This is a genomic window from Streptomyces sp. 2-1, assembly GCF_048564895.1.
In the GTDB taxonomy this organism is placed as follows: Bacteria; Actinomycetota; Actinomycetes; order Streptomycetales; family Streptomycetaceae; genus Streptomyces; species Streptomyces phaeochromogenes.
The window spans coordinates 7857582-7881594 of record NZ_CP183383.1; the positions used below are offsets into that span (position 1 = coordinate 7857582).

The window sequence follows — 24013 nt, forward strand, 5'->3', positions numbered from 1 at the left end:
CAGCTCAGCCAGTTCCACTCAGACACCGCAGCCGACGGCCCCACCGCCGGGTGTCCTGCTGTGCGCCATGAAGGGTTGACGCAATGACGCCGAACTCCGCCACTTCCGCTCCCAGTCGGAGAAGTTTCCTCGGCTCGACGGCGGTCGCTGCCGCCGCCGTGGCCGGCGGGATGCCGCTGCTGGCCGCCTGCGGCGGGTCCGGCGGCGGCTCCAAGGACGGCACGACCTCGGGCAAGGACGCGCAGAAGATCCTTCCCGCCTTCGTGGCGCAGAACGTGGTGACGCCGGACATCGCGTCGAAGAACGGCTCCGCCCTCGGTTTCACCAGCAAGCTGGTCCTGGGTGACCTGAAGACCTCGGTGCCGCAGAAGCTCGGCAAGGGCAGCACCATCAAGATCATGTCGCCGTTCTGGGGCACGCCGCCGAAGGGCAGCAATCCCTACTACTCGACGATGAACACGACGATCGGCGCCAACGTCGTCTGGCAGAACCAGGACGGCAACACGTACGACGAGAAGCTGGGCGCGGTTCTCGCCTCCAGTGACATGCCGGACGTCGTGGTGATCCCCAGCTGGAACATGGGTGGCAAGATACCCAGCGCCATCATCAGCAAGATGGCGGACCTCGGCCCGTACCTGTCGGGCGACAAGGTCAAGGAGTACCCGAACCTCGCGGCCATCCCGACCGACGCCTGGCAGTACTCCATCTTCGGCGGCAAGCTGCGCGGCCTGCCCCAGCCCGCCCCCACCGTCGTGGGCATCGTGCCCTTCTACCGCAAGGACGTCTTCGACAAGGAGGGGTACGAACTCCCCACCACCGCCGACGAGTTCCTGGCCCTCGCCAAGGAGATCACCAACGCCAAGGCGAAGGTGTGGGCCTGCGACGACATGAAGTGGAGCGCCTTCAACTTCTTCGGCGTGCTGTCCGGAAGCGAGAAGTCGCTCGGCTGGAACCTCGTTGACGGCAAGCTGATCTACCGGGTCGAGACCGACGAGTACCTCGAATCGCTCGAGTGGACGCGCAAGCTGTACGCGGCGGGCGTCGTCCACCCCGACGCCAGGGCGGCGAACCAGGGCAACGCGGGGCAGCGTTTCACCGACGGCCAGGTCATGATGTACAACCAGAACATCACGGACTGGTGGGGCAAGATGGCCGAACAGGCCACCCAGAACAAGGACTTCCGCATCGCCGGCATGGACATCTTCGGCCATGACGGGGGCGACCCCCAGCTGTGGGCCGCATCGCCCGCGGGCATCTTCGCCTTCATCAACAAGAAGGCGTCCAAGGCCGTGATCCACGACGTGCTGGCCGCCGCGAACGTCACCGCGGCCCCGTACGGCACCAAGGAGTACATGCTCACCAACTACGGGGTGGAGGGCACGCACTACACCGTCAAGGACGGCGTTCCCACCAAGAACGACAAGGGCAACCAGGAGGTCCTGAACGCCTTCGTCATGCTGGCGAGCCCCGCCCCGACCATCGCGCACCCCGACTTCGCGGAGATCGCGAAGGAGCAGGTGGAGTGGCAGCAGCGGATGGGCGCCTTCACCAAGAAGTCCTCCTTCTACGGGCTCCAGGTCACCGAACCGGCCCGCTACACCAGCCTCTCCAACGACTTCGAGGACCTGGAGGACAGCGTCGTCCGCGGCCGCAAGAAGGTCAGCGACATGCAGCAGGCGGTGTCGGAGTGGAAGAGCCAGGGCGGCGACAAGCTGCGCGACTGGTACAAGAAGCTGCTGGACGACAGCGGATCCGCGCAGGGGTGACGAGGTGGCACACAGCACCACTCCGGGCGCCGCCGCGCGCACCGCGCCGTCGACGGCGGACGACGCCGTCGAACCCCCCGCCGGAGGGGGCGGATCCACCAGGGCCGCCAAGCCCGCGAAGCCCTCCGGGGTCTCCAGAGCCGAGAAGAAGGCCCTGAAGAAGGCCGCGAACGGCGGCACCCTCAGGACCCGCCTCAAGCGGGACCGCACGCTGATCCTGATGACCCTGCCGGCCGTCCTGCTGGTCCTGGTCTTCAACTACATACCGATCCTGGGCAACGTCGTCGCCTTCCAGGAGTACGACCCGTACATCAGCGACAACGGCTTCGTCGCCATCTTCCACAGCCCCTGGGTCGGCTTCGACCAGTTCTCGCGGATCTTCGAGGACTCGAAGTTCTGGGAGGCCGTCCAGAACACCTTCGTCCTGTTCTCACTCCAACTGCTGCTCTTCTTCCCGATCCCGATCGTGCTGGCGCTGCTCATCAACAGCGTCATCAGGCCACGGGTGCGGGCGGTGTCGCAGGCGATCCTCTACCTGCCGCACTTCTTCTCCTGGGTGCTGGTCATCACCGTCTTCCAACAGATCTTCGGTGGCGCCGGCATCATCGCGCAGACCCTGCGCCAGCACGGCTACGAGGGTTTCGACCTCATGACCGACCCGGGGATCTTCAAGTTCCTGGTGACGGCGGAGGGCGTCTGGAAGGACGCCGGCTGGGGAATCATCGTCTTCCTCGCGGCGCTGGCCTCCGTCAGTCCCGACCTGTACGAGGCCTCGGCCATGGACGGGGCCGGCCGGTGGCGCCGGATGTGGCACGTCACGCTGCCCGCGCTGCGGCCGGTGATAGCCCTTCTCCTGGTGCTGCGTGTCGGTGACGCGCTCACGGTCGGCTTCGAACAGATCCTGCTGCAGCGAGACGCGGTGGGGCCGGGCGCGGCAGAAGTCCTGGACACCTTCGTGTGGTGGAACGGCGTCCGCAACCAGGACTTCAGTTACGCGGCGGCGGCGGGCCTGATCAAGGGTGTGGTCAGTCTCGGCCTCGTCCTCGCCGCGAACAAGGTCGCTCATCTCATGGGCGAGCAGGGGGTGTACAAGAAGTGAGCGCTGTGACCGAGGAACGGCCGAAGGCCCCCGGCCCGAAGGCTTCCGGACGCTGGGCCGCACCGCCGAGGCCCGTCTGGGAGGAGGAGCCCAACAAGGCAGGGGTCGCGAGCAAGGGCATCGTCCTGTCCATCGCATGCCTCGCCGTCCTGTTCCCGCTGTGGATCGTTGTCGTCACCAGTCTGTCCTCGAAACAGGACATCAGTGAGGCCGGCGGCCTGGTGGTGATCCCCAAGGGCATCACCTTCATCGCCTACCAGGAACTGCTGAGCGGCGGCCAGGTCACCCGCGCCACCCTCGTCAGCCTGGGCGTCACGCTCGTCGGCACGGTGTTCTCGATGACGGTGTCCATCCTCTCCGCGTACGGGCTCTCCCGCATCGGTTCCGTCGGGCACCGCTGGTTCCTGATGATCCTGCTCGCGACGATGTTCTTCGGCGCCGGCCTCATCCCCACGTATCTGCTCGTGCAGTCCCTGGGGCTGACGGACACGTACCTGGCGCTGATCCTGCCGAGCGCGATCAGTGTCTTCAACATCCTGGTCCTGCGGGCGTTCTTCATGAGCATCTCGCCGGAACTCACCGACAGCGCGCGGATCGACGGGGCGGGGGACTGGCGGATCCTCTGGCAGATCGTGCTCCCGCTCTCCCGTGCCGTCATCGCGGTGATCACGCTGTTCTACGCCGTCGGCTACTGGAGCGCCTGGTTCAACGCGTCGATCTACCTGAGCGACCAGGAAATGATGCCACTGCAGAACGTCATGATCCAGCTCGTCCAGAAGCAAGAGCCTCCGGTCGGTATGAGCCAGGCCATCAAGACGGGCCAGCTCTCCGCGCTCGCCGTCCAGATGGCGGTCATGGTGCTGGCCCTGCTGCCCGTCGCGTTCCTCTCGCCCTTCGTCCAGAAGCACTTCAAGAAGGGCATGCTGACCGGTGCGGTCAAGGGGTGACTGGCGTCCCCCTTCTGGCTTGGCTTGGCTTGGCTTGGATTGGCTTTGTTTGGCTTGGAATTGCTGGGCTGTTTGTCGGCTGCGGGTTGGTTGTCGCCTGGTCGCGCAGTTCCCCGCGCCCCTTGAGCGAGCCCGTCCACTCCTCATTTCGAAGTTTCCCCTTTCTTAGAACGAGGTATGTCATGCGCACGCCCCGCTTGAGCAGACGCGCCGTCCTTGCCGGGAGCGCTGCCACCGTGGCCGCCACCGCTGTGTCCGGGGTCGTCAGCCCTGTGGCGGTGGCCGCCCCTGCGGCGGACGGGTCCGCCTATCGGTGGCGCAACGTGGTTGTCGGCGGGACCGGGTTCGTCACCGGGGTGTTGTTCCATCCCTCCGTACGCGGTCTCGCCTACGCCCGTACGGACATCGGCGGTGCCTACCGCTGGGACGACCGTGCCGGCCGTTGGACCCCGCTCACCGATCACCTCGGGTGGGACGACTGGAACCTGCTCGGTGTGGAGGCGATCGCCGTCGACCCCGCGCATCCCGGGCGGGTCTACCTCGCCCTCGGTACGTACGCGCAGTCGTGGGCCGGGAACGGTGCCGTGCTGCGGTCCGAGGACCGGGGTGCGACCTGGAGCCGGGCCGATCTCGATGTGAAGCTCGGGGCCAACGAGGACGGGCGGGGTGCGGGGGAGCGGCTGCTGGTCGATCCGCGGGACAGTGACACGCTGTGGCTGGGGACACGGCACGACGGGTTGCTGAAGTCCACCGACCGCGGGGCCACTTGGGCGGCGGCGAGCGGCTTTCCGACGAAGCCGAGCGCTTCCGGGCAGGGCGTCGTGTTCCTCGTCGCCGTCGGGCGGGCCGTCTACGCCGGGTGGGGTGACGGTGACGGCACCTCGGGCACGGCGAACCTGTACCGCACGGCCGACGGGACGGCGTGGGAAGCCGTTCCCGGGCAGCCGTCCGGTACCGCTGCCAAGGTGCCGATCCGTGCCGCGTACGACACGCACACCCGCGAGCTGTACGTGACCTACGCCAACGCGCCGGGACCCAACGGCCAGTCCGACGGCAGCGTGCACAAGCTGCGCACCGCGACCGGCAAGTGGGCCGACGTGACACCGGTGAAGCCCGGCGGCACCACTGGCGACGGGTCCGCCGACACCTTCGGGTACGGCGGAGTCGCCGTGGACGCCCGCCGCCCGGGCACCCTCGCCGTCTCCACCAACAACCGCTGGGCCGACGTCGACACCGTCTACCGCACCACGAACGGCGGCCGTACCTGGACGTCCCTCAAGGACGCTGCTGTGTTCGACGTGTCCGAGACTCCTTACCTCAAGTGGGGCGACGACAAGCCGAAGTTCGGCTGGTGGATCCAGGCGCTGGCCGTGGACCCGTACGACTCGAAGCACATCGTGTACGGGACCGGGGCGACGCTCTACGGGACCCGTGACCTGAAGCGCTGGGCGCCGCAGATCCGGGGTCTGGAGGAGGCGTCCGTGCGCCAGCTGATCTCGCCCCCGGTCGGGGAGGCGCACCTTCTGAGCGGGCTCGGGGACATCGGCGTCATGTACCACGAGCGGCTCACGGCGTCGCCGGCGCGCGGCATGGCGACGAACCCAGTGTCCGGGTCGGCGACGGGACTCGCGCAGGCCGCGGCCAGGCCGTCGTACGTGGTCCGGGCGGGCTGGGGCGACAACGGCAACGGCGCCTACTCGAACGACGGAGGCCAGACCTGGGCGCCCTTCGAGGCCCAGCCCGACATCGCCAAGGACGCACCGGGGCCGATCGCCACCAACGCCGACGGCAGCGCGCTGCTGTGGTCCTTCGTGCACTGGGACGGCACGAAGTACGCAGCCCACCGGTCCACCGACAACGGCACGACCTGGTCAGAGATCTCCTCCTTCCCGAAGGGCGCCACGCCGGTCGCCGACCCGGCCGACCCGGCGCTCTTCTACGCATACGACACCGACACAGGAACGCTACTTGCCAGCACTGACAGTGGCCGTTCCTTCACTGCCCGTGCGGATGGACTGCCCTCCGGGGACGCCCAGTTCAAGCTCGTCGCCGCGCCCGGGCGGAGCGGTGACCTGTGGCTCTCCGTCAAGTGGAACGGGCTCTACCGGTCCACCGACGGCGGCGTGAGCTTCTCGAAGGTGGCCAGCTGCTGGGCCTCGTACACGCTCGGTTTCGGCAGGGCCGCCGACGGCGCCGACTACCCCGCGATCTACCAGGTCGGCTCGACGGACACCATCACCGCCGTCTACCGCTCCGACGACGAGGCGAAGACCTGGACGCGGATCAACGACGACGCCCACCAGTGGGGCTGGACCGGCGAGGTCATAGTCGGTGACCCGCGCGTGTACGGCCGGGTGTATCTGGCGACCAACGGGCGCGGCATCCAGTACGGGGAGCCCGTCCGATGAGCAACCCGAACCCGAACCCGGCCTCGCCCCCGATCCCAGGCCCTCCCGGCCTCGCCGACGCCACCCGCGGCCGCATCCTCTTCGGCGGCGACTACAACCCCGAGCAGTGGCCCGAGGAGACCTGGCACGAGGACGTACGCCTGATGAAGGCGGCCGGCGTCAACTCCGTCACGCTCGGCGTCTTCTCGTGGGCGAAGCTCGAACCGCGGCCGGGGGAGCGGGAGTTCGGCTGGCTGGACCGGCTGATGGACCTGATGCACGAGAACGGCATCGGGGTCGTCCTCGCCACGCCCACCACCTCGCCACCGCCCTGGATGGGCCGCCTCCACCCGGACACCCTGCCCCGTGACGAGGACGGCCGCACCGAGTGGTGGGGCGGTCGCCAGCACTTCTCGCACTCCAGCGCCACCTACCGCCGCTATGCCGCCGCGATCACCGAGGACCTGGCCGCCCGCTACGGCAGCCACCCCGCGCTCACGATGTGGCACATCAACAACGAGTACTGCACCTACGACTGGGGCGACGAGGCAGCCGCCACCTTCCGTCGCTGGCTCCGGGACAGGTACGGCACGCTCGACGCCCTCAACTCCGCCTGGGGAACGGCCTTCTGGAGCCAGGGCTACGGCGACTGGGAGGAGGTCCTGCCGCCGCGGCACGCGCACTACATGAAGAACCCCACCCAAGTGCTGGACTTCAAGCGCTACACCTCCGACATGCTCCTGGAGTGTTACGTCGCCGAGCGGGACATCGTCCGCCGGCACACCCCGCACATCCCGGTGACCACCAACTTCATGCCGATGTGGGTCGGCCAGGACGCCTGGAAGTGGGCGGCGGAGGAGGACGTCGTCTCCGTCGACATCTATCCCGACCCGCGCGACCCCTTCGGCGCCCAGAACGGCGCGCTCATCCAGGACATGACCCGCTCCCAGGCCCGCGGCCCGTGGATGCTGATGGAGCAGGCCGCGGGGCCCGTGAACTGGCGGGGCGTCAACCACCCCAAGCCACGCGGCCTCAACCGCCTGTGGTCGCTCCAGGCCGTCGCCCGGGGCGCCGACGCCGTCTGCTACTTCCAGTGGCGGCAGTCCCGTCAGGGCGCGGAGAAGTTCCACTCCGGGATGGTCAGTCATGCGGGGGAGCAGGGCCGCACCTACCAGGAGGTCAAGCAGCTCGGCGCCGAACTCGCCCGTATAGGCGATGAGGTGACGGGCAGTCACTCGTCGTCGGATGTCGCGATCCTCCACGAGTGGAACGCCTGGTGGGCCGGCGCGCAGGAGGGCCGGCTCTCCTCCGAGGTCGACCATCCGCAGGTCGTGCGCGCCTGGCACCGCGCCCTGTGGGAGGCCCACATCACCACCGACTTCGCGCACCCGGAGCACGACCTGTCCGCCTACCGGCTGGTCGTCGTGCCCCAGCTCTACCTGCTCACCGACGCGGCGATCGACAACCTCGTCGCGTACGTACGAGGCGGCGGCACCCTCGTCAGCGGCTTCCTCACCGGTGTCGCCGACGAGGACGACCGCGTACGGCCCGGCGGCATGGACGAGCGGCTGCGCGAGCTCTTCGGCATCCGCACCCTGCACGAGTGGTGGCCGCTCGACGCGGACGAGACCGCCGAATGCGACGGATTCCGGGGCACGTTGTGGTCCGAGGAGATCGAGGCCGGGGCGGACGCGGTCGCGGAGGCCCGCTACAAGGGCGGCGAACTCGACGGCCTCCCGGCGGTGTTGCGCAAGGAGCGTGCCTGGTACGTCTCCACGCTGCCCGAACCCGCCGCGCTGCGCGATCTGTTGGCAGGCGTGGCCTCCGGCGCGGGCGTACGGCCGGTGCTCGACGGGCTGCCCCCGCAGGTCGAGGCCATCCGCCGGGGAGACCTGCTCTTCGTGCTCAACCACGGGCGCGAGACGGTCACCGTCCAGGTGCCGGGGTCGCATCGGGACCTGCTCACCGGTCAACAGGTCACGGGATCAGTGGAGTTGGCGCGCCTCGGAGCGGCGGTGCTCTCGCCGTGAGCGCCGAATCATCGCCTTCACCCTCACTCGCGCCCTCGTCACCCGCACCCTCGTCACCGTCACCCGCATCTTCGTCCTCGCCGCACGGCACCTGGGAGCCTCGCCCGGCCGCCCGCTGGGAGGACGCCTTCCTCAGTGGCAACGGCCGTCACGGTGCCATGGTGTTCGGCGATCCGAACGACGACCGTGTGATCGTCACGCATCACACCCTGGTCCGCCCCAACGGCGGCGAGCAGGCCGGCCCCCCGGAGCTGGCCGCCCAACTGCCGCAGCTCCAGGACCGGTTACTCGCCGGGGACCTGACCGCGGCCGAGGAGTTCACCGACGGGCGTCCGCTGCAGTGGGTGCAGCCCTTCCATCCCGCTTTCCAGGTGCGGCTACGTCGGCCCGCCGACGGGGAGCGCGGTTACCGCCGCTCGGTCGACTTCACCACGGGCGTCGCCGAGGCGGCCTGCACGGGCTGGAGCAGCCGCGTCTTCGTTTCGCGCGCGGACGACGTGATCGTCCAGTACGTGACCTCGCCCGGCCTCGCCGCGGACATCGGGCTGGACCACCGGCTCCCCGGTGCCCCCGAGGGGCTCGGGGTCAGCGACGGGGTGATCCTCACCCCCGAGGGCGCCGTGCTCACCCTGAGCGCCCGCTATCCCGGCAGCGACCGCGCGTACACCGGAGTGACGCTGGCCGTGGTCACCGGCGGCCGTACGACGCTGACCCCGCCCGGCATCCGTGTGGTCGGGGCCGAGTCGGTCCTGCTGCTGACCCGGGTGCGGCGGCACACCGGGGAACTGGACACCGTGGCGGAGGTGCAGGCTCTGCGCGAGCTGCTGCCGGACGGCGGGGTCGGCGAGGAGTCGTACGGCAGCCTCCTTGAGCGTCACCTGGACCTCCACCGCACCGCGTACCACCGCGTCTCCCTCACCCTCGACGCGGACGACGCCGAACGCGCCCTGTCCGGCTCGGAGTTGCTGAAGCGGCCCAAGAGCCCCGCACTGCTCGAACGGCTCTTCGCGGCCGGCCGCTACCACCTGTTGTCCGCCGCCGGGATGCTGCCGCCGAGGCTCACGGGGTTGTGGACCGGCGACTGGGACACGGCATGGTCTGGGGCGTTCACCACGGACGCCAACCTCAATCTGCAGACCGCGTCGGCCGTCGCGGGCGCGCTGCCCGAGGTCGTCGAGGCCCACGCGGCCCTGATCCACGGTCAGTTGCCGGACTGGCGGGACAACGCCCGGGCCGTCTTCGGCACGCGTGGCATCGTCGCCCCACCGCACACCGACGGCGAGTCCGGGCACACGTACCACTTCAGCCGCGAATACCCGCTGCACCTGTGGACGGCGGGCGCCGACTGGCTGCTCAAACCGCTCGTCGACCACGACGAGACACGCGGGGAGCATGACACCCGGCTGGCGGCAGCGCTCGCCGAACTCGCCCTGTTCTACGAGGACTTCCTCAGCCGGACCGACGATCACGGCCGGCTCGTCATCGTCCCCTCCTACTCGCCCGAGAACCGCCCGGCGAACGCGAGCTGGGGCGCGATCAACGCCGCCATGGACCTCTCGGCGGCCCGGCACGCCCTGCTCACGGCCGCCGCGTACCACCCGGGACCGGACGCCGACCGCTGGCGTGCGCTCGCCGAGCGGCTGCCCCCGCATCGCGTCAACGACGACGGAGCGCTCGCCGAGTGGGCGTGGCCCGGCCTCGACGACACGTACGACCACCGGCACCTCAGCCATCTGTACGGCGTGTGGCCGCTCGACGAGATCAACCCGTACGACACCCCGGATCTGGCCGCCGCCGCGCACCGGGCCCTCGAACTGAGGGGTGCCGAGAACGACTCCGCGCACGGGCATCTGCACCACGCGCTCGTCGCGGCCCGCCTGCGCGACGGCGAGCGGGTCGCGCACGCGCTCGGCCAGGTGCTGGAGGGCGACTTCTTCCACGCCTCCCTCATGAGCGCGCACTACCCCCGCCGTCACGTCTACAACGCGGACGCCGCCCACACCCTCCCCGCCGTGATCGTCGAGTCGCTGATCCAGTCGACCCCCGACCGGCTGGTCCTCCTGCCCGCCCTGCCCGCCGCGTTCCCGGAGGGCGAACTCCGGGGCGTACGAACGAGGTTCGGCGCCGAGGTCGACATCGGCTGGAGCCCGGCGGGAGTCCGTGCGGTGGTACGGCCCACCCGCACCCACCGCGTCGACCTCAGGACTTCCTCCGGAGCGCGACCGCTCCACCTGCGCGCCGGAGAAGACCGCGTCCTCACCCTGGGGCCGCGGTAGATCCACCGCAGATCGATCCCCCACACCCCCCCACCCATGGAAGGGACACCATGGCAACACGCACGCTGACCCGGATCACCAAAGCACTCCTGGCCCCGGCGCTCGCGCTCGGCGCCACCATCGGCCTCGCCTCCGCCCCCGCCTCGGCGGCCGTCTGGAACTCCTGCGACCAGTGGGGCAACACCAGTCTCAACGGCTACACGCTCTACAACAACATCTGGGGCTCCGGCGCCGGCAGCCAGTGCATCTGGGCCAACTCCGGTACCAACTGGGGTGTCTGGGCCAACCACCCCAACACCGGCGGCATCAAGTCGTACCCGAACTCCAAGAAGGTGGTCAACAAGACGATCACCTCGCTCGGTTCGCTCAGCAGCAGCTACAACGTCACCGTGCCGTCCTCGGGCGCGTACAACACCTCGTACGACATCTGGGACACGGACTACGACTACGAGATCATGCTCTGGGTCAACTACAACGGAGCTGTCGGCCCGTTGGGCACCTCGCAGGGCAACGTGACCCTGGGCGGCCACACCTGGACCGTCTACAAGGGCAACAACGGCGCCAACGAGGTCTTCTCATTCCTGCGCACCTCGGACTCGAACTCCGGGACCGTCAACGTCCTGCCGATCCTCAAGTGGATCAAGGACACCAAGGGCTGGATGGGCAACGAGACCATCGGAGACGTGCAGTTCGGCTTCGAGATCACCTCGTCGTCCGGCGGCCTGGACTTCGCCACCAACAACCTGACCGTCTCCAGCAGTTGAGCCCCGCCGTCATCGGTATTGCCACCGTCACCGGCAGGTGACCGTACGCCCGGGTCGGCGCCGTCCCCCACGCGGGGCCGGCCCGGGCTGCGCCCATCCGTACGCCTACCGCTTGTACGCCTACCGCTGCGATGTCGTCTCCCGCACCCAGGGCAGCAGCATCCGTTCCGCGAGCACCAGCGCGTAGAACAGCGCCACGCTCATCACCCCGAGCAGGGCGATCGCGGCGAAAGCCAGCGCGGTGTCGGAGTTCGCCCCGGACTGCACGACGACGAAGCCGAGCCCCTCGTCGCCGGCGCTGAACTCGCCGATGACCGCGCCGACGGCCGACAGCGGCATGGCGACCTTCAGTCCGACGAAGATCTGCGGCAGCGCGCTCGGGAAGCGGAACCGGAGGAACGTCTGGGTGCGCGACGCGCGCAACGACCGCGCCAGCTCGACGAGTTCGACCGGCGTCGACGTGAGCCCGCCCGCCACCGACAGCACGACGGGGAAGAAGCAGACGAGCAGCGCCATGACGACCTTCGGCTGCTGCCCGAACCCCATCCACACCACCAGCAGCGGGGCCAGCGCCACCTTGGGCACCGCGTTGAACGCCACCAGGAGCGGCGAGAACATCAGCTCCACGATCCGCGACGCCGCGATCGCCACCCCGATCACCAGCCCCGCCGCCACGGCCAGCGCGAAGCCCAGCACGATGACGACGAGCGTGGTGACCGCCTCGCCCAGCAGATAGCCGGGCACGCGGAGGAAGGCGTCCAGCACGTCCGCGGGTGACGGCAGGACGATCTCCGGTACGTCGAACACGACCACGGCGAGTGCCCAGGTGCCGATGGCCGCGGCCAGCCCGAGCACGGGCCAGCCGAACTCCATCACCCGCCTGAGCACCTCAGGACTTCGGCACCAGGTCGAAGGAGACCAACTGCTCGGGCGTCACACCGGACTTGACCGCCCCGGCGTCCACCAGCGCCTTGATCGCCCCGGCCACCCGCTCCCGGTCCATCGTGCCGATCGGCGCCCCGTCCTTCTTGGGCTGTACGGCCTCGCCGAGCAGCTCGATCTCCGCGGCGGCGGCCTTCTCGTTGACGGTCGGGTGCTTCTTCGCCAGCACCGAGGCCGCTTCCTCCGGGTGGTCGATCGCGTAGCGCATGCCCTTGAGCAGCGCCGATGTGAAGCGTCTGACCAGGTCCGGGTCCGACTCGGCGATCTTCGTGGTGGTCGTGACGGCCGAGCCGTAGCTCTCGGTGAGGAACTTGCCGAACGGCAGGACCACGACGTCCTTGCCCTTGACGGCGTTCTCGATGTTCGGGCGGCCCACCCGGTACTGGCCGACCGCGTCGACCTTGCCCGCCGCGAGGTTGACCCCGAGCTGCTGGGGTTCGAGGTTGACGAAGTCGACCTTGTCGGCGTCGAATCCGGCGAGCTTCGCGTACGCCGGGAAGAGGGCCCCGATGACCGACCCGGCCGGGTCCGCGATCTTCTTTCCCTCCAGGTCGGAGGGCTTGCTGATGCCGCTGTCGGCCAGCGCCATCACGGCCGCGTCCGTGGTCTGGTGGACGGCCGCGACCGCCGTCACGCCGGATACCTTGCCGCTGCCGACCTGCATGATCGTGCTGCTGAGGTCGACGGGCGCGAACTGTGCCCGCCCGCCGGCCAGCGCGGCCAGGCTGATGGCGCTGCCCTGCCCCGGCTGGATGGTGACCGAGACGCCCGCGTCGCTGAAGTAGCCCTTGTCCTGGGCGACATAGGCGTACGCCTCGCGCCCGAAGGTGCCGAAACCGGTGATGTAGGTGACCTTGTCGGGCGCGGAACCGCCGGAGGACCCGGCCTTGCCCTTGTTGTCGTCGTCGGAGCCGCAGGCCGTGGAGAGTGCCGCCGTCAGCAGGACAGCCAGGAGCGCGGCGGGTAACCGCGTATTCCGTCTCATGGCTCTCAAGTGGAGCTGTTGAGGCGGAAGTTGTCGATACCGCAGACCTGGTTGTCATGTAACAAACATCGACTGAGGTGGCTGATCACGGATTGCGCCGCCCTATCCTCGGCCGTACCGCTACCGCTACCGATATTGCTACCGCTCAGGGTGGACCGGTGATGGAGGGCAGTCCGTGATCCGAGTGCGCGGCGTGTCGAAGAGCTTCAACGGCCGCAGGGGAACCGTGGAAGCCCTGCGCGGCATCGAACTGGACGTCGGGGACGGTGAGTTCGTGGCGGTCCTGGGCCGCTCCGGCTGCGGCAAGTCCACCCTGCTGAGGGTGATCGCCGGACTGCTCCCGGCCTCCTCGGGCGAGGTGCGGATCGCCGACGAGCCCGTGCGGGAACCGCGCCGGGACGTCGCCATCCTCTTCCAGCGCCCGGCCCTGCTCCCCTGGCGGTCGGTGCTCGACAACGTCCTGCTGCCCCTCCAGGTCCACGGCCGCCCGCGCCCCGAACACCGGGAAGCCGCACGGAAGTTGCTGTGCACCGTCGGCCTGGACGTCCCCTTCCACAAGCGCCTGCCGCACGAGCTGTCCGGCGGCATGCAGCAACGCGTGGCGCTGTGCCGCTCACTGATCCAGCGTCCGCGCGTGATGCTGATGGACGAGCCCTTCTCGGCCCTGGACGCCCTGACCCGCGAGGAGTTGTGCGAGGTGCTGCAGCGTGTGCACATGGAGTACGCCGCCACGGTCGTCCTCGTCACCCACTCCATCGAGGAGGCGGTCCTGCTCACCGACCGGGTCGTGGTGCTCAGCCCCCGCCCCGGCCAGGTCCGTACGGTCCTCGACGTCCCGGTACCCCGCCCCCGCTCCCTGGGCCACGACGCACACGCCACCGAACTCGCCCGCTGCCGAGCCGAGTTGCACGACCTGTTGCTGGCCAGCCACATGACGGGAGTGTGAGCGGGGAGATGGAGCTGCGCCTGTTCACCGAGCCGTACCACGGGGCCACGTACGACGAACTGGCACGTGCCGCCCGGCACGCGGAGGAGTGCGGCTTCGAGGGCTTCTTCGTCGCCGACCACTACCACCCGATGCACTACACCGACGCGCTGCCGGGCCCGACCGACGCCTGGACCACCCTCGCCGGTCTGGCCCGCGAGACCTCGCGGATCCGCCTCGGCACCCTCATGACCTCGGCCACCTTCCGGCACCCCGGCCCGCTCGCGGTCACCGTCGCGCAGGTCGACGCGATGAGCGGCGGCAGGGTCGAACTCGGCCTGGGCGCCGGTTGGTTCGCCCTCGACCACAGCGCGTACGGCATCCCGTTCCCGCCACCCGCCGAACGCTTCGAGCGGATGGAGGAACAGCTCCAGATCGTCACGGGACTGTGGGCCACCCCGCCCGGCGAACGCTTCTCGTACCAGGGCCGCCACTACCGCCTGACCGACTCGCCCGCCCTGCCGAAGCCGGTCCAGCGGCCGGGAGTGCCGATCATCGTGGGCGGCCGAGGTCCCCGCCGCACACCGGGGCTGGCCGCCCGGTACGCCGACGAGTTCAACCTGCCCTTCACTTCGCCCGGGCAGAGCGCCGATCTCTTCGCGGGCGCGCGGGCAGCCAGGGAGGCGGTCGGCGGACCTCCCCTGATCCTCTCGGTGTGCCTCGGCATCGCCTCCGGCCGCACCGAAGCCGAGATCGACACCCGCCTCGCTCTGCTGCACGAGCCGTCCCGCCTCCCCCCGGAGGAACCGCTGCACGGCCCTCCGGGGAAGATCGTCGACGTACTCGGCCAGTACGCCGACCTCGGGGCCTCCCGCGTGTACGTACGCCTGCGCGACCTCTCCGACCTCGACCACCTGGACCTGCTGGCGGCCGAGGTCGCGCCTCTGCTCTCTTGAGATCGCTTGCAACTCCCTTGAGAGGTAGGGCTGTTACTCGGCGACCGGGAGATCCGCCCCGTCCCGCAGGAAGAGCGGTATCCGGTCCAGTGGGGCGTCCACCGTGACGTTCGTACCGCCCTCGTACGAGGTTCCCGTCCAGGCGTCCGTCCACCGCGCCCCGGCCGGGAGATAGGCCGTCCGCACGCTCGCCCCCGCCGTCAGGACGGGCGCGACCAGCAGATCCGGGCCGAAGAGATACGAGTCGGCCACCGACCAGGTCGCCTGGTCGTCCGGGAACTCCAGGAACAGCGGCCGCATCACCGGCAGCCCCTCCTCGTGCGCGGCCCGCATCACGTCGAGCACGTACGGCTTCAGGCGCTCACGCAGCCGGAGGTACTTCTCCATGATCGTGGCGGCCTCCTCGCCGTACGACCAGACCTCGTTCGGGCCGCCGGTCATGTCCGGGCCGAGCGGCATGCCCGGGTCCCGGAAGCCGTGCAGCCGCATCAGCGGGGAGAGCGCGCCGAACTGGAACCAGCGGATCATCACCTCGCGGTACGCCGGGTCGTCCGGGTCGCCGCCGTGGAAGCCGCCGATGTCGGTGTTCCACCAGGGGATGCCGGACAGCGAGGTGTTGAGGCCCGCGGCTATCTGGCGTCGCAGGGTGGCGAAGTCCGTGCCGATGTCGCCGGACCACAGGGCGGCGCCGTAGCGCTGACTGCCCGCCCACGCCGAGCGGTTGAGGGTGACGATCTCGGTCTCGCCGGCCGCGACCATGCCCTCGTAGAAGGTGCGGGCGTTCTCGCTCGGGTACATGTTGCCGACTTCGAGGCCCGGGCCCGCCCAGTAGCGCAGGTTCTCCTGGAAGCCCGGCTTCAGCTCCGGCTCGCAGGCGTCGAGCCAGAAGGCCGTGATCCCGTACGGGTCAAGGTAGTTCTCCTTGATCCGTGACCACAGGAAGTCGCGCGCCTCGGGGTTCGTCGCGTCGTAGAAGGCGACCTGGACCGTGGAGGCGACCTCCTTGTCCGGCCAGTCGGCATGCGCCATCGGGCCGTACTGCGTGCCGATGAAGTGGCCCCGCTGCTCCATGAGTTGGTGGTTCTCGGAGAGCGGGGAGACGGACGGCCAGACGGACACGACCAGCTTGATGCCGAGCTCCTGAAGCTCCCGCTGCATCGCCGCCGGGTCCGGCCACTCCGCCGGGTCGAACTTCCAGTCGCCCAGGTGCGTCCAGTGGAAGAAGTCGCAGACGATCGCGTCGATGGGCAGGCCCCGGCGCTTGTACTCCCTTGCCACGCCGAGGAGTTCGTCCTGGGTGCGGTAGCGCAGCTTGCACTGCCAGAAGCCCGCCGCCCACTCGGGCAGCATCGGTGTACGGCCGGTCGCCGCGCTGTAGCGGCGCTGCGCGTCGGCCGGCTGCCCTGCGGTGATCCAGTAGTCGATCTGCCGGGCCGAGTCCGCCACCCAGCGCGTGCCGTTGCCCGCGAGCTCGACGCGGCCGATCGCCGGGCTGTTCCACAGCAGGGTGTAGCCGCGGCTGGAGGTGAGCACCGGGATGGTCACCTCGGCGTTGCGCTGGACCAGGTCGAGGACGGCGCCCTTCTGGTCGAACAGCCCGTGCTGGTGCTGGCCCAGGCCGTACAGCTTCTCGCCCTCGTACGCGGCGAAGCGCTGCTCCAGCCGGTGGTGACCGTTGCCGACGGGGGTGTAGAGGCGCGGTCCCGGCCACCAGAAGTGGGCGCGCTCCTCGGTGAGGAGTTCCGCGGAGTCGTCGGTGCGGAGGAAGCGGACGAGGCCCTCGGCGTCGACCTCGACGGTCAGCGCGCCGACGGTCAACTGCCCGTGCCCGTCCTCGATCTTGACGGAGGCCTCGGTCGCGGGCGCCTCGTCGAGCAGCGCCCCCGGCAGCCCCTCCAGGACCGGCCCGCCGAGCCTGGCCCGGACCCGGACCGCGTCGGGGCCCCACGGCTCGATGCGTACGGTCTCCTGTCGGCCGCTCCACTCCAGGGCGCCGTCGCGTTCGCGGAACGTGCCGACGGTGGGGGAGGACTGGGTGAGGCTGGCGGACCCCTGGCCGGGCTGTCCTGGGTTGTCGGACGGACCCTGCTGTCCGGGCTGTCCGGGCTGGTTTTCGGCAGGCTGATTCACGTGGGGTGCTCCTGAAGGAAGGAGTGGCGACAGGACCCGGTGACGCGGCTCCGGCGGACCGGGACAGGTTGGGACGCCCCGACGCCCAGGAGGCGCGGGGTGGTTGGGCGGGTGGTTCAGGAAGCGGCCGGGCCCGTGCTGGCCCGTACCGTCAACTCGGGTGCGAGAAGCACGACTTCGTCCTTGCCGTGCCCTTCGAGCTTGGCGATCAGATGCTCCACGGCGTGCCGGCCCATCTCCTGTGCGGGGATGGCGACCGAGGTCAGCCGCACCGAGGCCTGGGTGGCGACCTGGTCCGGGCAGATCGCGATCACCGACACGTCCTCGGGGATGGCCCGGCCCTGCTGGCGCAGCAGCGCGAGCAGCGGCTCGACCGCGGACTCGTTCTGCACGACGAAGCCGGTGGTGCCCGGGCGCTCGTCGAAGATCCGGGACAGGGTCAGCGACATCGCGTCGTAGCCGCCCTCGCACGGGCGGTGCAGCACGCGCAGGCCCAACTCCCGTGACCGTGACCGGAGTCCGTCGAGCGTGCGCTCGGCGAAGCCCGTGTGCCGTTCGTAGACCGCGGGCGCCTCGCCGATGACAGCGATGTCACGGTGACCGAGCATCGCGAGATGCTCGGCGCACAGCGCGCCCGTCGCACCGAAGTCGAGATCGACGCAGGTCAGGCCGCTGGTGTCGGCGGGCAGACCGATGAGGACGGACGGCTGGTCCGTGCCGCGCAGCAGCGGCAGCCGCTCGTCGTCGAGCTCGACGTCCATCAGGATCATCGCGTCGGCGAGCCCGCTGCCGGTGACCCGGCGCACGGCGTCGGGACCCTCCTCGCCGGTCAGCAGCAGCACGTCGTACCCGTGGGTGCGGGCCGAGGTCGCCACGGCGATGGCGATCTCCATCATCACGGGTACGTACATGTCCGTACGGAGCGGGATCATCAGCGCGATGATGTTGGACCGGCTGCTTGCCAGTGCCCGGGCTCCCGCGTTGGGGTGGTACCCGAGCTGCTGGATGCTCTGCTCGACCCGCTCGCGGGTACCCGCGGAGATGGACCGCTTGCCGCTGAGGACATAGCTCACCGTGCTCGCCGAGACTCCGGCGTGCTGGGCGACCTCGGCGAGGGTGACCATCCAGCTCTCCAAGCATTGTGTGAAGCGCTTCGACAGTGCGCGTTGCGGATAAGGCGGGGAGTGAGGGTGGCTCGACAGTAGCTCGACGGCGGGTGGGTGTCCATAGGTTGTCGAAGCGCTTCGACTCCGTTGGATTTCCGGTTCACCCCTGCCGCTCCGAGTGGGCAGGTTCGCTCTTGTGCGCGCCGGGTTGGGCCGAACGGCGCGCGAGGGCTGGTGGGGGTGGGCGGAATCGGGTACATACGATCGAGTAGAACCGGTCGGTAACCGTACCGGAACCAAGATCCCTATTCGCGGCGAGGTGAGCCTCTTGTCCGCAACACCCCACCAGCCCGCTGTCACCGAACGTGAAGCCCGGCAGGTCGCCGAGGCGGCGCGGGAGCAGGACTGGCGCAAGCCCAGCTTCGCGAAGGAGCTGTTCCTCGGCCGCTTCCGGCTGGACCTGATCCATCCGCACCCGATGCCGCCCGACGAGGACGTGCAGCGCGGCGAGGAGTTCCTCACCAAACTGCGCGACTTCTGCGAGACGAAGGTCGACTCGGCCCTCATCGAGCGGGAGGCGCGGATCCCGGACGAGACGATCAACGGGCTCAAGGAGCTCGGCGCCCTCGGCATGAAGATCGACACCAAGTACGGCGGTCTCGGTCTGACGCAGGTGTACTACAACAAGGCGCTCGCCCTGGTCGGCTCGGCGAACCCGGCGCTCGGCGCGCTGCTCTCCGCGCACCAGTCCATCGGCGTACCGCAGCCCCTGAAGCTCTTCGGCACGCAGGAGCAGCGGGACATCTTCCTACCGCGCTGCGCCCGTACCGACATCTCCGCCTTCCTGCTCACCGAGCCGGACGTGGGCTCCGACCCGGCGCGCCTCGCCACCACCGCGGTGCCGGACGGCGACGACTACGTCCTCGACGGGGTGAAGCTCTGGACCACCAACGGCGTCGTCGCGGACCTGCTGGTCGTGATGGCGCGCGTACCGAAGTCCGAGGGCCACAAGGGCGGCATCACGGCGTTCGTCGTGGAGACCGCCTCGGAGGGCGTCACCGTCGAGAACCGCAACGCCTTCATGGGGCTGCGCGGCCTGGAGAACGGTGTCACCCGCCTCCACCAGGTCCGGGTGCCCGCCGCGAACCGGATCGGTCCGGAGGGCGCGGGCCTCAAGATCGCCCTGACCACGCTCAACACCGGTCGGCTGTCGCTGCCCGCCATGTGCGTCGGCGCGGGCAAGTGGTGTCTGAAGATCGCCCGCGAGTGGTCGTCCGTGCGCGAGCAGTGGGGCAAGCCGGTGGCCTTCCACGAGGCCGTGGGCGCGAAGATCTCCTTCATCGCGGCGACGACCTTCGCCCTGGAGGCCGTCCTCGACCTGTCGTCCCAGATGGCCGACGAGAACCGCAACGACATCCGCATCGAGGCCGCCCTCGCCAAGCTCTACGGCTCCGAGATGGCCTGGCTGATGGCCGACGAGCTGGTCCAGATCCGCGGCGGACGCGGCTTCGAGACCGCCGACTCGCTGGCCGCCCGCGGCGAACGGGCCGTCCCCGCCGAACAGGTGCTGCGCGACCTGCGCATCAACCGCATCTTCGAGGGCTCGACCGAGATCATGCATCTGCTGATCGCCCGCGAGGCGGTCGACGCCCACCTGTCCGTGGCCGGCGACCTGATCGACCCGGACAAGTCCCTCTCGGACAAGGCGAAGGCGGGCGCCAACGCCGGAGTCTTCTACGCCAAGTGGCTCCCGAAGCTGGTCGCGGGCGCAGGCCAACTCCCGCGCTCGTACGGGGACTTCCACCCGGCGGGCCATGTCGACCTCTCCGGCCACCTGCGGTACGTGGAGCGGTCGGCCCGCAAGCTCGCCCGGTCCACCTTCTACGCCATGTCCCGCTGGCAGGGCCGGATGGAGACCAAGCAGGGCTTCCTCGGCCGGATCGTCGACATCGGCGCCGAACTCTTCGCGATGAGCGCCGCCTGCGTCCGCGCCGAACTCCTGCGCACCACCGGGGACCACGGCCGCGAGGCGTACCAGCTCGCCGACGCCTTCTGCAGCCAGTCCCGGGTCCGCGTCGAGGAGCTCTTCGGCCGGCTGTGGTCCAACACCGACGACCTCGACCGCAAGGTCGTCAAGGGCGTCCTCGGCGGCGCCTACACCTGGCTGGAGGAGGGAGTCGTCGACCCGTCCGGCGAAGGCCCCTGGATCGCCGACGCGACACCCGGACCGTCCGAAAGGGAGAACGTCCACCGCCCCATCCGTTGACCTTTTCCCCAGGAATGCACTGCCGTCCCCGTCGTCATTCTGCCGCTTGCCGCACAGAAGGTGTGCGTCAACAATGAGCAGAATGGCGAACGGGGACAAAATATGCGCCACGGTATGGGGAAGAATACAGCCAGGGATTTTCCGTCCGGCTGACACGGGCACGCGCGCAGGCGCGAGAGCAGCTGAACGACACAGAACTCGTACGGGCGTTACGGACGGTGCGCAATGAGGTTCTGCCACTGGCGGACAAGCTTCGCCAGAGCGCGCCGGAGACCTTCGAGGCACATCGGGACGCGCTCGCGGTCCCGCTGAACGACTGCGCGCCGGCCCTGATCGACGCGGGGCGGCCGGGCGAACGGCCCGTGATCCAGCAGCTTTTCCGCGGCGCGGTGGGATACGCAAGATCCCGTACTGCGCGAGGTGATCAAAGCGAACCAACAAGGCGTCCACATTCCGCAGCGCGCCAATCGCCGCATACAGATGCTGGTGGACGTGATCTAAGTGAGTCCGGTGCGGTTCGGCAGGGCCCCGAAGGGGCGCGGGGAACTGCGCGACCAGCCACGACGGACCAGTAGATGAAGCAACGTATTCCAGCGGAGCGCTTAGTGGGGGTAATTCCAGTGCCGGCTCTCGGTCTCGACAACATCACCGGCCGGATCATGCGGGCCGGCGAGGGACGAATCCTGCGCAGACTCCAGCGCATCGCGGAACAGGTGGGCTCCCTGGAGGAGGACTTCGAGCAGCTCACCGACGAGGAACTCCAGGCGCTCACACCGGAGTTCCAGGAGAGGTACGAGGCCGGTGAGAGCCTCGACGACCTGCTGCCGGAGGCCTTCGCCGCCATGCGCGAGGCCGCCCGCCGCACACTCGGGATGCGCCACTTCGACGTACAGATCATGGGCGGCGCGGCCCTCCACCTCGGCAACATCGCCGAGATGCAGACCGGCGAGGGCAAGACCCTCGTCGCCACCCTGCCCGTCTACCTGAACGCCCTGACCGGCAAGGGAGTCCACCTCGTCACGGTCAACGACTACCTCGCCCAGCGCGACGCCGACTGGATGGGCCGCGCCTACCGCTTCCTGGGCCTGACCGTGGGCGTCATCAAGTCCCAGTCGACCCCGGCCGAGCGGCGCACGCAGTACGCCTGCGACATCACCTACGGCACCAACACCGAGTTCGGCTTCGACTACCTGCGCGACAACATGGCCTGGTCGAAGGACGAACTCGTGCAGCGCGGCCACCACTTCGCGATCGTCGACGAGGCCGACTCGATCCTCATCGACGAGGCCCGCACCCCGCTGATCATCTCCGGCCCCGCCGACCAGCCCACGCACTGGTACGAGGCGTTCTCCAGGATGGTCACGCGGATGCGGGGCGTCGCCGTCCAGGACGAGAACTTCACCTCACCGCTGGACAAGGAGCGCCTCGCCGAACTGCGGGCCACCCACGACTACGAGTACGACCCGAAGAAGCGCACGGTCGCGATCCTGGACAGCGGAGTGGAGTTCCTCCAGGACCAGCTCGGCATCGAGAGCCTCTACGAGTCCGACCACACGCCCCTCATCGGCCACCTGAACAACGCGCTCAAGGCCAAGGAGCACTTCAAGAAGGACAAGGACTACGTCGTCGTGAACGGCGAGGTCCTCATCGTCGACGAGCACACCGGCCGCATCCTCGCCGGCCGCCGCTACAACGAGGGCCTGCACCAGGCCATCGAGGCCAAGGAGGCGGTGACGGTCAAGGACGAGAACCAGACCCTCGCCACCATCACCCTCCAGAACTTCTTCCGGCTCTACGAGAAGCTCGGCGGGATGACCGGCACCGCCATGACGGAGGCCGCCGAGTTCCACCAGATCTACAAGCTCCACGTGGTGCCGATCCCCACCAACCAGCCGAACGCCCGCGCGGACGACCCCGACCAGATCTACCGGACCGTGGAGGCCAAGTACACCGCGATCCTCGACGACATCGCCGAGAAGCACGAGAAGGGCCAGCCGATCCTCGTCGGCACCACCTCCGTCGAGAAGTCCGAGACCCTCGCCGCCCGGCTGAAGCAGCGGGGCATACGCCACGAGGTCCTCAACGCGAAGAACCACGAGCGCGAGGCCCAGATCGTGGCGCAGGCCGGCCGCAGGGGCGCGGTCACCGTGGCCACCAACATGGCCGGCCGCGGCACCGACATCATGCTCGGCGGCAACCCCGAGGCGATGGCCCTCGCCGAGCTCGACCGGCGCGGCCTCACCCCCGAGGAGAACCCCGACGAACACCGGGCGGCCCTCGACCGGATCAAGGAGTCGGTCGCGGCAGAGCACGACGAGGTCAAGGACCTGGGCGGGCTCTACGTCCTCGGCACCGAGCGCCACGAGTCCCGCCGCATCGACAACCAGCTGCGCGGCCGCTCCGGCCGCCAGGGCGACCCCGGCGCCTCCCGCTTCTACCTCTCCCTCGGGGACGACCTCATGCGGCTGTTCCGCGCCCAGGTCGTCGAGCGCGTCATGTCGATGGCGAACGTCCCCGACGACGTCCCCATCGAGAACAAGATGGTCACCCGCGCCATCGCCTCCGCCCAGTCCCAGCTTGAGCAGCAGCACTTCGAGTCCCGCAAGGACGTCCTGAAGTTCGACGAGGTCCTCAACCGGCAGCGCACCCTCATCTACGCCGAACGCCGCCGCGTCCTCGACGGGGAGAACCTGCGCGAACAGATCCTCCACTTCATGGACGACACCATCCGTGCCTACATCACCGAGGAGACCGCCGAGGGCTTCCCCGAGGAGTGGAACCTGGAACGGCTCTGGGGCGCCTTCAAACAGCTCTACCCGGTCCGGATCACCATCGAGGACCTGGAGGACGCGGCCGGCCAGCGCGCCGAGCTCACCGCCGACGAACTCATCCAGGCCGTCACCGACGACGTCCACGCCCGCTACGAGGAGCGCGAGACGGAGCTCGGCGCGGACGCGCTGCGCGATCTGGAGCGGCTCGTCGTGCTCTCGGTCCTCGACCGCAAATGGCGCGAGCACCTGTACGAGATGGACTACCTCCGCGACGGCATCGGGCTGCGGTGGACGCTCGGACGCGAGCCGATCGTCGAGTACGAGCGCGAGGGGTACGACATGTTCGCCGCGATGACCGAGGCGATCAAGGAGGAGTCGGTCGGGTACGTGTTCAACCTGGACGCGTCCGGGAGGGCCACCGGTGGCCAGGAAGGGCTGGAGTCCGGTCCTCGTACGGATGGGCTGCATTTCAGCGCGCCGACGCTGGACACGGCGGAGGGGGTTGTCGAAGGCGACTTCGAACCGGCGGACGCGGTGCCGGTGCCTCCGGCGGAGGGCGTGGCCGATGCGAAGCCCCAGCAGAGGCGTGCGGCCAGGTCCAGGAGCCGTCGGAAGCGCAAGAGGTAGGTCACTGCGGTTCGGCGGGCGGCTGCGGGTCGTGTT

The 24013-nt window shown here is 69.4% G+C and carries 15 protein-coding genes; 11 read left to right on the forward strand and 4 right to left on the reverse strand.

What is annotated here, in order from left to right; genetic code table 11:
- Positions 1-83: 83 nt before the first annotated feature.
- The 7 genes from ACN20J_RS34670 (at position 84) to ACN20J_RS34700 (ending at position 11269) form a co-directional block, all read left to right on the forward strand.
- The gene (locus tag ACN20J_RS34670; protein WP_055618536.1) at positions 84-1766 is read left to right on the forward strand and encodes an extracellular solute-binding protein; all 1683 of its coding nucleotides are present in this window, start codon (positions 84-86) and stop codon (positions 1764-1766) included.
- Between the two features lie 4 nt (positions 1767-1770).
- Positions 1771-2865, forward strand: a complete 1095-nt coding sequence (locus tag ACN20J_RS34675; RefSeq protein ID WP_189845181.1) for an ABC transporter permease — start codon at positions 1771-1773, stop codon at positions 2863-2865.
- Entirely contained in the window at positions 2862-3812 is a 951-nt protein-coding gene (locus tag ACN20J_RS34680; RefSeq protein WP_189845182.1) for a carbohydrate ABC transporter permease, read from the forward strand. The genes ACN20J_RS34675 and ACN20J_RS34680 overlap by 4 nt, the downstream gene beginning before the upstream one ends.
- Before the next feature lie 182 nt (positions 3813-3994).
- Positions 3995-6220, forward strand: a complete 2226-nt coding sequence (locus ACN20J_RS34685) for a 1,4-beta-glucanase (protein WP_419667530.1) — start codon at positions 3995-3997, stop codon at positions 6218-6220.
- Positions 6217-8229: a beta-galactosidase gene (locus tag ACN20J_RS34690; protein ID WP_419667531.1), complete on the forward strand. Its 2013-nt coding sequence runs from the start codon at positions 6217-6219 to the stop codon at positions 8227-8229. The genes ACN20J_RS34685 and ACN20J_RS34690 overlap by 4 nt, the downstream gene beginning before the upstream one ends.
- A complete protein-coding gene (locus ACN20J_RS34695) occupies positions 8226-10505 on the forward strand; it encodes a glycosyl hydrolase family 95 catalytic domain-containing protein (RefSeq protein ID WP_419667532.1) in 2280 nt (759 codons plus the stop codon). Before ACN20J_RS34690 ends, ACN20J_RS34695 begins: the two co-directional genes overlap by 4 nt.
- Positions 10506-10555: 50 nt before the next feature.
- Entirely contained in the window at positions 10556-11269 is a 714-nt protein-coding gene (locus tag ACN20J_RS34700) for a glycoside hydrolase family 12 protein (protein ID WP_189845186.1), read from the forward strand.
- A 120-nt stretch (positions 11270-11389) separates the two neighbouring features.
- Here the strand turns inward: ACN20J_RS34700 and ACN20J_RS34705 are convergent, their stop codons facing one another.
- Together ACN20J_RS34705 and ACN20J_RS34710 are read right to left on the reverse strand one after the other, a co-directional pair.
- Entirely contained in the window at positions 11390-12142 is a 753-nt protein-coding gene (locus ACN20J_RS34705; RefSeq protein WP_189845218.1) for an ABC transporter permease, read from the reverse strand.
- 16 nt (positions 12143-12158) lie between these two features.
- Positions 12159-13196, reverse strand: coding sequence for an ABC transporter substrate-binding protein (locus ACN20J_RS34710; RefSeq protein ID WP_190232445.1), 1038 nt, complete (start codon positions 13194-13196; stop codon positions 12159-12161).
- A gap of 175 nt (positions 13197-13371) precedes the next feature.
- On the opposite strand from ACN20J_RS34710, the gene ACN20J_RS34715 reads away from it, so the two are divergent.
- Together ACN20J_RS34715 and ACN20J_RS34720 are read left to right on the forward strand one after the other, a co-directional pair.
- Entirely contained in the window at positions 13372-14142 is a 771-nt protein-coding gene (locus ACN20J_RS34715; protein WP_419667533.1) for an ABC transporter ATP-binding protein, read from the forward strand.
- A gap of 8 nt (positions 14143-14150) precedes the next feature.
- Positions 14151-15077, forward strand: coding sequence for an LLM class F420-dependent oxidoreductase (locus ACN20J_RS34720; protein WP_419669010.1), 927 nt, complete (start codon positions 14151-14153; stop codon positions 15075-15077).
- 33 nt (positions 15078-15110) lie between these two features.
- Here ACN20J_RS34720 and ACN20J_RS34725 read toward each other — a convergent pair whose 3' ends face one another.
- A complete protein-coding gene (locus tag ACN20J_RS34725; RefSeq protein WP_419667534.1) occupies positions 15111-17207 on the reverse strand; it encodes a TIM-barrel domain-containing protein in 2097 nt (698 codons plus the stop codon).
- A 116-nt stretch (positions 17208-17323) separates the two neighbouring features.
- Positions 17324-18331 (reverse strand): LacI family DNA-binding transcriptional regulator, encoded by a 1008-nt coding sequence (locus ACN20J_RS34730; protein ID WP_360763496.1) that lies wholly within the window; start codon positions 18329-18331, stop codon positions 17324-17326.
- A 301-nt stretch (positions 18332-18632) separates the two neighbouring features.
- Here ACN20J_RS34730 and ACN20J_RS34735 point away from each other — a divergent pair, with 301 nt between their 5' ends.
- Together ACN20J_RS34735 and secA are read left to right on the forward strand one after the other, a co-directional pair.
- Positions 18633-20579: an acyl-CoA dehydrogenase family protein gene (locus ACN20J_RS34735; protein ID WP_372505543.1), complete on the forward strand. Its 1947-nt coding sequence runs from the start codon at positions 18633-18635 to the stop codon at positions 20577-20579.
- 659 nt (positions 20580-21238) lie between these two features.
- A complete protein-coding gene (gene secA, locus ACN20J_RS34740; RefSeq protein WP_419669011.1) occupies positions 21239-23977 on the forward strand; it encodes a preprotein translocase subunit SecA in 2739 nt (912 codons plus the stop codon).
- The last annotated feature ends 36 nt before the right edge of the window (positions 23978-24013 follow it).

Excerpts from the sequence above, each read along its gene's own strand:
- ACN20J_RS34710 (WP_190232445.1), bottom strand. The coding sequence starts at position 13,196 with ATGAGACGGAATACGCGGTTACCCGCCGCGCTCCTGGCTGTCCTGCTG.
- ACN20J_RS34670 (WP_055618536.1), top strand. The coding sequence starts at position 84 with ATGACGCCGAACTCCGCCACTTCCGCTCCCAGTCGGAGAAGTTTCCTC.
- ACN20J_RS34700 (WP_189845186.1), top strand. The coding sequence starts at position 10,556 with ATGGCAACACGCACGCTGACCCGGATCACCAAAGCACTCCTGGCCCCG.
- ACN20J_RS34720 (WP_419669010.1), top strand. The coding sequence starts at position 14,151 with ATGGAGCTGCGCCTGTTCACCGAGCCGTACCACGGGGCCACGTACGAC.
- secA (WP_419669011.1), top strand. The coding sequence starts at position 21,239 with ATGCGGGCCGGCGAGGGACGAATCCTGCGCAGACTCCAGCGCATCGCG.
- ACN20J_RS34705 (WP_189845218.1), bottom strand. The coding sequence starts at position 12,142 with ATGGAGTTCGGCTGGCCCGTGCTCGGGCTGGCCGCGGCCATCGGCACC.
- ACN20J_RS34690 (WP_419667531.1), top strand. The coding sequence starts at position 6,217 with ATGAGCAACCCGAACCCGAACCCGGCCTCGCCCCCGATCCCAGGCCCT.
- ACN20J_RS34730 (WP_360763496.1), bottom strand. The coding sequence starts at position 18,331 with ATGGTCACCCTCGCCGAGGTCGCCCAGCACGCCGGAGTCTCGGCGAGC.
- ACN20J_RS34685 (WP_419667530.1), top strand. The coding sequence starts at position 3,995 with ATGCGCACGCCCCGCTTGAGCAGACGCGCCGTCCTTGCCGGGAGCGCT.